This is a genomic window from Desulfobacter sp., assembly GCF_050177295.1.
On record NZ_JBFXHE010000105.1, the window covers coordinates 1 to 11,639 of the forward strand.

The 11,639-nt window shown below is 47.2% G+C and carries 7 protein-coding genes and 1 other RNA gene; 5 read left to right on the top strand and 3 right to left on the bottom strand.

Going from position 1 to position 11,639, the window contains the following annotated elements; translation table 11 throughout:
* The coding region (parC, locus tag AB7U36_RS09720) for a DNA topoisomerase IV subunit A (protein WP_428159586.1) at positions 1-1,885 on the bottom strand (1,885 nt) is incomplete at its 3' end.
* A 5-nt stretch (positions 1,886-1,890) separates the two neighbouring features.
* Positions 1,891-3,804 carry a DNA topoisomerase IV subunit B gene (gene parE, locus AB7U36_RS09725; protein WP_428159587.1) on the bottom strand — a complete coding sequence of 638 codons (1,914 nt, stop codon included), beginning with the start codon at positions 3,802-3,804 and terminating at the stop codon, positions 1,891-1,893.
* Between the two features lie 149 nt (positions 3,805-3,953).
* Here parE and AB7U36_RS09730 point away from each other — a divergent pair, with 149 nt between their 5' ends.
* On the top strand, positions 3,954-7,829 hold the full coding sequence (locus AB7U36_RS09730) for a class I adenylate cyclase (RefSeq protein ID WP_428159588.1): 3,876 nt from the start codon (positions 3,954-3,956) through the stop codon (positions 7,827-7,829).
* Positions 7,830-7,847: 18 nt separating this feature from the next.
* On the opposite strand, the gene AB7U36_RS09735 is transcribed toward AB7U36_RS09730, so the two are convergent.
* Complete coding sequence (locus AB7U36_RS09735) at positions 7,848-8,513, bottom strand: TIGR00730 family Rossman fold protein (RefSeq protein WP_428159589.1); 666 nt, start codon at positions 8,511-8,513, stop codon at positions 7,848-7,850.
* Positions 8,514-8,686: 173 nt separating this feature from the next.
* Between AB7U36_RS09735 and AB7U36_RS09740 the strand changes: the two genes are divergently transcribed.
* From AB7U36_RS09740 to ssrA, 4 genes are all read left to right on the top strand, one after another.
* Complete coding sequence (locus tag AB7U36_RS09740; RefSeq protein ID WP_428159590.1) at positions 8,687-8,989, top strand: HPr family phosphocarrier protein; 303 nt, start codon at positions 8,687-8,689, stop codon at positions 8,987-8,989.
* Positions 8,976-10,751 (top strand): phosphoenolpyruvate--protein phosphotransferase, encoded by a 1,776-nt coding sequence (ptsP, locus tag AB7U36_RS09745; RefSeq protein WP_428159591.1) that lies wholly within the window; start codon positions 8,976-8,978, stop codon positions 10,749-10,751. Before AB7U36_RS09740 ends, ptsP begins: the two co-directional genes overlap by 14 nt.
* 3 nt (positions 10,752-10,754) lie before the next feature.
* The gene (smpB, locus tag AB7U36_RS09750) at positions 10,755-11,216 is read left to right on the top strand and encodes an SsrA-binding protein SmpB (RefSeq protein ID WP_428159592.1); all 462 of its coding nucleotides are present in this window, start codon (positions 10,755-10,757) and stop codon (positions 11,214-11,216) included.
* Positions 11,217-11,285: 69 nt separating this feature from the next.
* Positions 11,286-11,639, top strand: a transfer-messenger RNA (tmRNA) gene (gene ssrA / locus AB7U36_RS09755).

Consider the following 11,639-nt stretch of genomic DNA (forward strand, 5'->3'; position numbering starts at 1 on the left):
TCACTGCCTTGCCGATTTTGAAATGGGTTAAAAAATCACTGAATTTGATGATATAGCCATACCCATTATCTGCGCCGGTGAGGAACAGGTCCTCGTCTTCGGCGGCAATCATGTAGCAGATGGTGGTATCCGGGGCAAGGGTGAGATGCCCTGTGACAGGTTCCCCGTTTCCCCTGGCCGAGGGCAGGGCATGGGCGAACAGGGTGTAGGCCCGTCCCGAAGTGTCGATGAGTACAATGGGTTTATCAGACCGGGTGTGCAGATGGCACAGCAGATCATCTCCGGTTTTAAATTTTACATTTGCAGGATCTATATCATGGCCCTTTGCTGCCCGTATCCATCCATTGGCGGACAGGATAATGGTTACCGGTTCCACCTCGATAACATCCGTAACCGAGAATGCTTCGGCATCTTTGCGTTCCTTGATGGGGGACCTGCGTTTGTCACCAAAGTTTTTGGCATCTTCTTCAATTTCTTTGATCATAAACGCCTTAAATGCATCGGGCGAGTTCAACATATTGTCCAGGTGCGCTTTTTCCTTGGCCAGCCCAGTCATCTCCTCGGTGATTTTGATCTCTTCCATTCTGGCTAACTGGCGCAGCCGGATTTCCAGGATTGCCTTAACCTGGATTTCGGACAGGTCAAAGGTGTCCATGAGTTCTTTTGCCGGATCATCTGCCCTGCGGATAATTTCAATCACCTGATCAAGGTTGAGGTAAACGGTTTTAAACCCTTCCAGGATATGCAGCCGGCTGACAATTTTTTCCAGACGGAACCGAAACTTCTTTTCAATAGTTGCTTTTCTGAAACCTAGCCATTCGTTCAGGGTCTTTTTTAGATTTTTCACCCCTGGACGGCCGTTAAGGCCGATCATGTTCATGTTGATTGAAAATGATTTTTCAAGATCCGTGGTGGCAAAAAGATGGTCTGCCAGGGCGTCAAAATCCACACGGTTTGACCGTGGAATCACCACCAGCCGGGTGGGGTCCTGGTGATCGGATTCATCTCGCAGATCCGATACCATGGGCAGTTTTTTGGCGCTGATCTGGGCGGCGATCTGCTCGTAAATCTTTTCAGTGGACGCATGATAGGGAAGGGCGGTGAATATCAGTTCCCCGTCTTCTATGATGTACCGGGCCCGCATTTTTACACGCCCTTTGCCTTTTTCATAGATGTCGCAGATCTCTTCTGCAGAGGTTATGATTTCAGCTTCCGTTGGAAAATCAGGGCCTTTAATGCATTTACAGATCTCTTTTATGCCGGCATTTTCATTTTCAATGAGAAGGATCAATGCCTTTGCCACTTCCCTTAAATTGTGCGGCGGGATGGAGGTGGCCATGCCCACGGCAATGCCGGTGGTGCCGTTGAGCAGAATATTGGGTAGACGGGCCGGCATCAGGGAAGGTTCTTCCAGGGTTCCGTCAAAATTGGGAACCCAGCCCACTGTGCCTTGTTCCAGTTCGTCCAAAAGAATTTTTGCATACCTGGACAGCCTTGATTCCGTATACCGCATGGCTGCAAAGGACTTGGGGTCATTGGGGTCACCCCAGTTGCCCTGTCCGTCCACCAGGGGGTATCTTAAAGAAAACGGCTGGGCCATCAGGACCATGGCCTCGTAACAGGCTGTATCTCCATGGGGGTGAAATTTGCCCAGGACATCACCCACGGTCCTGGCCGATTTTTTGAACTTGGCCGTGGAAGAGAGTCCAAGCTGACTCATGGAGTATATGATTCTGCGCTGGACAGGTTTGAGCCCGTCACCGATATGGGGCAGGGCCCGGTCCAGAATGACATACATGGAATAGTTCAGGTAAGCGTTCTGGGTAAACTCCTGAAAGGGCAGACATTCAAATTCTTCTACATTGGAAGCGGGGGGCTGGATCATGCGTATTAAATCTCTTTGATTACTCCATGGGTTTCAATCCAGTGTTTCCGGTCCTGGGCCCTTTTTTTGCTCAAAAGCATGTCCATGATCTGGATCACATCATCCTTTGAAACCGTGAGCTGGACCAGGCGCCTGGAATCCGGGGCAATGGTGGTCTCCCGCAGTTGGGACGGGTTCATCTCCCCCAATCCCTTGAAACGCTGGATATTTATTTTTGATGTTTTTTTTCTGCGGCTCAGCCGTTTGGTGATGGCGTTTCTTTCTGAATCATCAAGGGCGTAAAACACCTCTTTTCCCATGTCAATCCGGTAAAGGGGCGGCATGGCCACAAATACATGGCCCTGCCTCACCACTTCCGGAAAGTGCTTTAAAAAAAGTGCGCACAAAAGGGTGGCAATGTGCAGGCCGTCGGAGTCTGCGTCGGCCAGAATACATAATTTGTTGTACCGCAGTTTGGAAATATCCCTTGATCCCGGGATCACACCCATGACCTGGGAAATATCCCGGATTTCCCTGGATTCAAGGATGGCCGAAGAACTTAAATCCCAGGTATTCAAGATTTTGCCCCGCAGGGGCATGATGGCCTGGAAACGCCTGTCTCTGGCCTGCTTGGCAGAACCGCCGGCAGAGTCCCCCTCCACAAAAAAAAGCTCCCGCTGTCTTTGGTCGTCACTGGCGCAGTCCGACAGTTTGGCCGGCAAAGAGGCTCCGCTGGTCCGGGTTTTCAAAGGCACTTTTTTACGTTTTCGTTCACGGCTTTTGGCATTTTCAATGGCGGCCCGGGCAAGGGCTTCGCCCATCGCCACGTTCTGGTTCAGCCACAGGCTGAAAGCGTCCCGGACTTGAAGGTTAACCAGCCCTGCGCAGTGGCGTGAAGAGAGGCGTTCCTTGGTCTGCCCTGAAAACTGGGCTTCCACAAGTTTCACGGACAGTACATATCCCACATTCTGCCAGATATCCTCGGGGGTAAGAAACACGCCTTTGGGCAGAAGGTTTCGAAATTTGCAGAACTCTTTGACCGACTCCAGCAGGCCTGATCTGAACCCGTTGACATGGGTGCCCCCAAGTTTTGTGGGAATGAGGTTGACATAGCTCTCCTCAAGGTCAAGGCTATCCTCTTCACCCCAGTTCACTGCCCATACGGCCTGGAATTCATCATTGGCTGCAGATCCTGTGAACGGTTCCGGGAAAATGGTCTTTGTGTTGTTGATCCTCTCTTTAAGATATTGATCCAAGCCCTGGTCGTAATGCCAGGTGTCGGCTTCGCCGGTTTGTTCAAGGGTAAAGGTGGTGGTCAGTCCCTGGCACAGAACCGCCTTGGATTTAAGCGCTGCCCGGATGGTATCCGTATTGAATTGATCTGTATCAAAATAGGCCGGATCCGGTTTAAATCCCAGCCTAGTCCCGGTCTTGCTTGCTGTGCCGGTCTCTTCCAGGTCCTTTGTCTTAAGGCCTTTTTGAAATTCAATAGTGTAAAGTTTGCCGTCCCGGCAAATGTCAATGCACAGATGAATGGACAGGGCATTGACTACCGAAATACCTACCCCATGCAGCCCGCCTGAAAACGCATAATTCTTGGTTGAGAATTTGGCGCCTGCATGCAGTTTAGTCATGATCAGTTCAACACCGGAAATCCCTTCTTCCGGGTGGATGTCCACGGGCATTCCCCGGCCGTTGTCCGATACAATGATCCTGTTGTTCTGTGTCAGGGTGACGTCAATGCGTGTGGCAAAGCCTGCAATGGCCTCATCCACACTGTTGTCAATAACCTCAAAGGCCAGGTGGTTCGGGCTTGACGTATCCGTGTACATGCCGGGTCTGCGCTTGACCGGGTCAAGGCCTTTGAGCACCTCTATGGACCGGGCGTCATACCCTTGATCTGCGGTCTTACCCTGTGTGCTGCCATCAAATAATTTCATAAACTGGTTCTGGTATGATATACAATATTGAAGCGTGTACCGAGATTTTAAACTAAACCTAATTCATATACCAAATTTTAATTAAAATATAGCCCGGCATGACATAAAAAATTTGAAACTGCCTGGAATATAGGGATTGGCACAGCAACATGGATGACTCTAATCCTGGATTTGATCGTCAGACCTTTGACGATTACTGGAAGGACCTTGATGAACAACAGCGTAAAAATTTGCTCCTTCAGGCACCACAATTTCCTGTCTATCTTGGCCTTATGCCTATTCTAAACAGCATTTTTTCACCCCATTACTCGTTAAGGGAAGCGGGAAGAAAAAGTTTGAACGAGATGGCTTTGGCCATCTGGAAAAGTATTGAAATACCCCAGGAAAACAAGCCGCTAAGACAGGCACAGGCCGAAGCCTTTCAGGGGGCAGCTCTTATTTACCGTAAAATCCTTGTGCAAATGGTATTTTCAGATAAAAGTGTCCTCATCCGGGCCCTTATGAATATTGGCAGTATTGGCGCTTTTTTTGCCTTTAAGGCCATTTACCTGGAGCGGGTATCCCCGGATGTGATAAAAAAATGTATCAAGGATCTGGATGACCGGCGTCGTTTGATTTTTGCCGACCAGTATCTCCAGGCAGACCCTGCCATCCGTCTGCGTTTTGTAAACTTGTTTCGCTATGTGCTTGCCAGCGTCAGACAGCGCCAGGCGGTGATCTGGTACTATGCCGGCCTGTTTGACCGGGGGCGGGATGTGGACCCCTTTTTGGATAATATTGACGCCTCGTTACGAGACCCTTTTCTCATAGAGGATAATGAGCTTTTGTCCCTGGATCCCCAAGCTAGGATTGCCGGCCTTAAAGCCATTTCAATGATGCGATCAAGGGTGCCTTTACATATTCTTAAAAAAGCGTTGACCCGGGAAACCGTAAAAAAGGTCAGGATGGCTGTATACAGTCTGATTGAAAATTCATCCTTTGGGTTGTACCCGGAACTGTTCGAGCCTGTATTTCAGGACCTTCAAAATTCCCGGACAAATGAGGCTGTCAGTGCCTTTAAAGCCCTTGTTGTGACCGGCAGGCATCCCTTTCACAAACTCATGGACATGGTTCGGGACACTTATCCTTCCATTATTCCCATCATCCATATGGAAATCTCTGAGTTGTCCAGATTCTCATTTTTTGCGCTCCAGGACATGGCCCTGAACAAGGGTGCTTATCAGGGTGAAAATTATGATGTCAACCTGGCATCTGTTTTCGGCATGATCAAAAAACGTCCAGAACGGGTGGTCAGGATTTTAAAGGAGAACATAAAAATTTGCGGGTCGGACCGGATCAGGAAAGAAGTGGACAGGCTCATGGTAAAAACCCAGAACCTGCTGCTCAAGGAACGCAAAAGCATTGCCGCGCCTTTCAAAGATTTCCAGACGGAAATACCCGAAAAAAAATCCATGGCCTCCTTTTTCAAGTCCATGTTCAAGGATCCGGCCCAAAAGAAACTGGCTGATTTAAGGCAGGGGATTATTCCCCAGGACCTGGATTTCCGGAACGCGGTTCTCCACGACCAGGATTTGTCCGGGATGGATTTGACCAGAGCCGTTCTTGATCTGACCTGTGCACAGATTGTTAATACCTTTTTAACAGGCATTCAAGTGTCAGGTGGTGTATGTCGTAACGCCTTGTTTTATAACACGAATCTGGATAGAGCTATGTTTGATCTGACCTGCTTTGATAATGCCATGTTTGTCAATGTGTCTGCCCAAAATGCAAACTTCAGGCAGTGCAGCTTTCAAAACGCCTCTTTTTACAATTGTAATTTAAACGGGGCAGACATGAGCGATGCCTTGTTCATTGGCGCAGTCATCTCAAAATCTTTCTTTAACGAAACCAATTTGACCTGTGCTGTTTTCGCACATGCGCGACTATCCGGCCTTTCCTTTTCCAATGCCTGTCTTCACATGGCGGATTTTACCAATGCCGGGGCCAGGTTCTGCCGGTTTGCCTCCCATGGGGCCATTGATTTGCGTACCCGGGGACTGAATTATAATGACAGGGAACACCAGCTCAGCTTCAATGACCTGCCAAGGATTGATCCCAGGGTGGCCAATGAAATTAATCTGCTTATTTTCTGTGAGTTTATTCATTTCGGCCAGGCAAAATTTCTTAAACAGAATAAACTGAGCATTCTGGCTGCCTTTGATATGTTCAAACCTGAGCAGGCGGATTTTTTTCAGCTTCTGCCCTTACTGATCCATGAAAATATTGCAATGCCGGAAATTATCAAAATTGCGTCATCCACACCCTGTGGGGTGGCCGATTATCTGCCGTCAAGGGAGACTGAACGGGTTGGTCGGCGGTATCTGGGAGGGGCCAATGTAATTGCCCGCCGGCATCCGGATCCCCATATACTTGCGGTATATACCATGGGAAGCGTGGGATCTCTTGCTCAGACTGCCCAGTCTGACATTGATTACTGGGTCTGTATAGATGAAAAGCGGTTGGGCCGCCAGGGCAATGAACGTTTGCGCCAGAAACTCGATGCCCTGGAACGTATGGCACTGGAGCGGTTTAAAATTCATGTCACCTTTTTTCTTGTGGACATTTTTAAAGCCCGTGACAATGATTTTGGGGGGTCCTCCCAGGAAAGTTCGGGATCTGCCCAGGCCCGGCTGCTTAAGGAGGAGTTTTACCGGACTATGATTCATGTGGCCGGCAGACTTCCCCTGTGGACGGCGCTGCCCACCAGCATCAGTATTAATTATTATAATCTGATCTTTGATTGTATCAATCGCCTGCCCGGCACTAAACGGTATATTGATCTGGGTGATATCCATGCCATATCCTGTAATGAATATTTTGGCGCGTCTGTCTGGCAGATGTTTAAATGGCTGAAAAGCCCTTTTAAATCGGTTATTAAAATGGCTCTTCTGGAGAAATACATCAATACCTATGGCCGGGAGCCCATGCTGTGCAATCAGTACAAAAATGAATGGATGAATTCCGGGACCCATCTGAAGCCTGGGCAAAATGATTCCTATATCATTTTGCTTAATACTCTGATTCAGTTTTATACAAAGTCCGATGACACCCGCGCTATCAAGCTGCTGCTCACCTGTTTTTTTCTTAAATTGGGAATTACAAAACAGTCGGAACTGGACTTCAGTGTTTTTGGCCTGCGGCGCATCCTTTTGGAAAGATGCCTGCGGGAATGGGGGTGGGACCAGGAAAAGGTGTTTGAGATAGGCCGGTTCAGAACCTGGCCTTATACCGCTATCCACCGCCTGTCTCAAACCATTGAGCAGTATATGATAATACGGTATAAAGACCTTAAAAGTCGGTTTCAGGATGGTGACGGGCTATTCATTTCCGATCAGGACCGCATGGTTCTGGAACGTAAGGTGGATATTCAGTTCCAGGATAAGCCGGGTAAGATTAAAAAACTGCTTTTAGTTTCAAGCGGAGACCGTCATTTTTCAAAACTTTACCTGAGATATCTGGCCGTACCCGGGAACGTATACGGCCAGTGGGAGCTGATTCATAAATTGTCCGGCCAGGTCTGTCCGGATGAAGAATCCATACTCACGGCAGGTTCTGTGGAAGAGGTCGGGGCCTGGCTGATTCACAACCATCTTTACACAGATCGCACTTTTCTGACCATGGTGCCTAATCCCACGGCAGTTTCCTATGACAGTATTGAAAAACTTTACAGAGCCATGCATGATTTTTTTATCCCTGAATTAACAAAACCGGTCAGTTTTGATGCATTGAGAAAGGTGCCGCTCATCACAAGTCTGTTTGTCTCTGTCAATTTTTATGCTGAAAAAACCAACGGCAGAATTTCAGATTTTACATTGGTCTACCTGAATTCCTGGGAAGAGATGTTTTTGAGCACCGCAAGGCTTACAGTTCCGGTGGAAGACCTTGAGCCAGTCAAAAAACAGATCTGCACAGGGCTTGGTTTAAAGCATCTGCCTGAAAAGACTGTTTTTCATGTTCCAAAGAGGGGATACCCAATGATGGTTTAACTATAGTCAGCAACGAGGTTAAGGCCGGTTGTAAAAGTTATCCACTATCTCAAGGGCCTGTTCCGGGGTATCAACCAGTGAAAACAGGTTCATATCCCCGGGCGAAATTAATCCGTTTCCGGCAAGTGCGTTTTTAATCCAGTCCAGAAGTCCGCCCCAGAATTCCTTATTCATTAAAATGACGGGCTTTTCACGGATACGCTGGGTCTGTACCAGCGTCAGGGTCTCAAACATTTCATCCATTGTGCCAAGCCCACCGGGCATAATGACATAGGCTTGGGCATATTTTACAAACATGACCTTGCGGACAAAAAAGTAATGAAAATTCAAAGATCGGGTCAGATAGGCATTGCTCTCTTCTTCAAAGGGCAGGGTGATTTTCAACCCCACGGACTCCCCGTTCTGCTCTGATGCGCCCAGGTTTGCCGCTTCCATGATGCCCGGACCTCCGCCCGTAATAACGGCATAACCGCCAGCAGCAAAACAGGCTGCCGTCTTTCTGGCAATTTCATAATCAGGCTGCCCCTTGGTCGTTCTCGCGGATCCGAAAATGGATACAGCCGGGCCCAGGTCATGGAGTCCGTCTATACCTTCAACAAATTCGCCCATTATTTTAAATAGGCGCCATGATTCTCCGGATTTGAAATCATCAATGGGATACTGGATGGCTTGGGGTGTGCTCATTTTCAATTCCTCCTAAAACGCTTCCGGCTGCAGGTTCAGGTCTGCCAATCCAACTGGCTAAAATATATTGAATGTGGTATATTCTATCTGTTTTGAACCGCCTGATCAAGACGGACGGTTAACAGTTTTAATTTATTATTTTTTGATGACATACAAAGAAAAAAATATTTGGAATGACTATAAACTTGGATTTTCAATATTCAGTATTCCGGCAGACAACTGTTGTTAATGCATTGGGAATGCATGCGCGGCCTGCGGCAGCAATTGCCGGGATGGCCCAGGACGCCAGTGGGGACATCTGGTTGTCAGATGGGAAAAGCATTGTGGATGCTGCAAGCATTATCGATATTCTATCCCTGTGCGCGGGTACAGGGACAAAGATGTCCATTTTTACAGAAAAAAAAGAAGATTTAGCCCTGGCAGATAAGATTAAAAATTTTTTTGATATCGGATTTGGGGAAAATGAAAATGAATAGAACCGTTACGGATCAGATCATTCTCAGGGGTATCAGCGGCTCTCCGGGTATCTGTATTGGAAAGGCTTATCTTGTTGACCGGGAGGGCGTTAACCTTATTAAACGCTATCCTGTGAGCCCGGATATGGTCCCCAATGAAATAGACCGGTTTAAAAATGCAGTGGATAAAGCCAAAAAAGATCATGCCAAGGCCATTGATTCTTTAGGGGATGATTTAAGCGAGAACCTGAATATTCTTGAAACCCATATGGTTTTGTTCAAGGATAAAATGCTTTACGGCAAAACCATTGATACCATTACCAATGACCAGGTCAATGCGGAGTGGGCGCTTCACCGGGTGTCCAGGCGTATCAGCCGGATGTTTGATCAAATCAATGATCCCTATCTTCGGGCCAGGGGCAATGATATCATCCAGGTTTCAGACAAGATAATGAATTATCTGGTGGGCGGGGCTGACCTTCGAATCAGCGAGATCAACAAACGCGTCATCATTGTGGCCCATGACCTTTCCCCCGCAGACACCAGCCAGATCCAGCTTGAGCGTATCAAGGGATTTGTAACGGACAGGGGCGGCAAGGATTCCCATACAAGTATCGTGGCCAAATCCCTTAAGATTCCGTCTGTTTTAGGGCTTGGCAATGCCACGGCAAATATAAATAATGACGCTATCCTTATTATAGACGGATCAGCCGGGATTATTATCATTAATCCGGATGAAGACACCCTGTTCCGGTATGAAGATAAGATGGCGCGGTTTGAAGCCTTCAGGGCTGATATTGAACGGCAAAGCCATCTGCCCGCAATCACTACAGACGGGATACCCATTAATCTTCTTGCCAATATTGAGCTTGTGGAAGAGGTGGTGTCTGCCAAGGACAATAAAGCGGCTGGTATCGGATTGTTCAGAACGGAATTTTTATGCCTAGATTTGAACCGTTTCCCCACCGAGGACCAAATGCTGCAAAAATACGGGGAACTCGTGGAACTCATGCAGCCGGCTCCGGTGACCATCCGGACCCTGGATATTAACGGGGACAAGTTTAATCCCTATATTGATCCGGTGGAAGAGGCCAATCCGGCATTAGGGTTGAGAGCCATCAGGTTTTGTCTGGAGAATGAGGGTATTTTTATATCCCAGATCAAAGCTATTCTACGGGCTGCGGCTTTTGGCAATATTAATCTCCTTATTCCCATGATTTCCTGTGTTGAGGAAATTATCCGCGTTAAGTCATGTATTGACAAGGCGGTTATTGAGCTTGAGTCCGAAGACAAAATTTTTAATAAAGATATCCCGTTGGGTATTATGATTGAGGTTCCTTCTGCCGTGATGATGGCCCGGGAACTTGCCGGGCACGTTGATTTTTTCAGTATCGGCACCAATGATCTGATTCAGTACTCCATGGCCATTGACCGGAACAATAGCAGGGTGGCGCATCTTTACCAGGCATTAAATCCTGCGGTGCTGAAAATGATTCGTCTCATCGTGGATGCGGCAGTTGAAAACAATATTGAACTATTCATGTGCGGTGAAATGGCCGGTGACGCCATTAATATCCCTGTGCTTCTTGGTCTGGGATTGACCAATCTGTCAATGAACGCCGGGGCCATCCCTGTCATAAAGAAAATGATCCGGTCCATGAATGTATCAAAAGCACGGAAAGATGTTCAGACCATTCTTGGGTTTCAAACGGTTCAGGAAATTGTAGATTATATTCAAAGGGAATACAGGGATCTTCTGCCATACATGGATAACGAGGAATAAGCCATGAATGAAAAATATACCAAACTGATTGCCACCAATAAAAAAGCCCGGCACAATTACCACATTGATGATGAATATGAAGCCGGCATTGTTCTGGTGGGCTCCGAGGTCAAAGCCATCAGAGAGGGCAGGGTCAGTTTCAAGGACTCTTACGCAGATATCAAACACGGCGAAGTGTTTTTACGTCGGCTTCATATCTCTCCCTATGAATATGCATATAATGCCAATCATGAATCCTTGCGCACCCGAAAACTTCTTTTACATAATTATGAAATCAAGAAATTGGTCGGAAAAATAAAAGAGCAGGGATACACCCTGGTGCCATTAAAAATTTATTTCAAAAGTGATAAAATCAAAGTACTTATCGGGCTTGGCAAAGGTAAGAAACTTTACGACAAAAGGGAAACCATTAAAAAGCGGGATGTTAAACGAGATATGGACCGGGAAAGAAAAAAATATTCCTGATCATAATAATCATTGACTTCTATTCCGATAGCATTATATTAAGAACGGTTGTTTGATCTTTTAAAATTTGGGGGCGTAATGGTTTCGACGGAGATTTTGAGGTCCATGGTAGCATGTCGAGTGTTTGTCAACTCGTAAACTTGGCATATATAAACATAATCGCAGACGATTATAACTACGCTGTAGCTGCTTAATCAGCTTCCGTCCGCCTGATATCCTTCTTGCAGATTTCAGGACCGGGCGTCGACTTTGCAAGACCGCTTTTGAAATTTCCTGGCTTTCAAAAGTTAAATTTTTCAGGATATACCGGGTAGTATCCATCCTGAAGGAGCCTTCCCGGCCAATTATAAAGTTTAGGATAAGCATGTAGAAGCCTGGGTTGATTGTTTTCGGACGCGGGTTCAACTCCCGCCGCCTCCACCA

Excerpts from the sequence above, each read along its gene's own strand:
- parE (WP_428159587.1), bottom strand. The coding sequence starts at position 3,804 with ATGAAATTATTTGATGGCAGCACACAGGGTAAGACCGCAGATCAAGGG.
- AB7U36_RS09730 (WP_428159588.1), top strand. The coding sequence starts at position 3,954 with ATGGATGACTCTAATCCTGGATTTGATCGTCAGACCTTTGACGATTAC.
- AB7U36_RS09735 (WP_428159589.1), bottom strand. The coding sequence starts at position 8,513 with ATGAGCACACCCCAAGCCATCCAGTATCCCATTGATGATTTCAAATCC.
- AB7U36_RS09740 (WP_428159590.1), top strand. The coding sequence starts at position 8,687 with ATGACTATAAACTTGGATTTTCAATATTCAGTATTCCGGCAGACAACT.
- ptsP (WP_428159591.1), top strand. The coding sequence starts at position 8,976 with ATGAAAATGAATAGAACCGTTACGGATCAGATCATTCTCAGGGGTATC.
- smpB (WP_428159592.1), top strand. The coding sequence starts at position 10,755 with ATGAATGAAAAATATACCAAACTGATTGCCACCAATAAAAAAGCCCGG.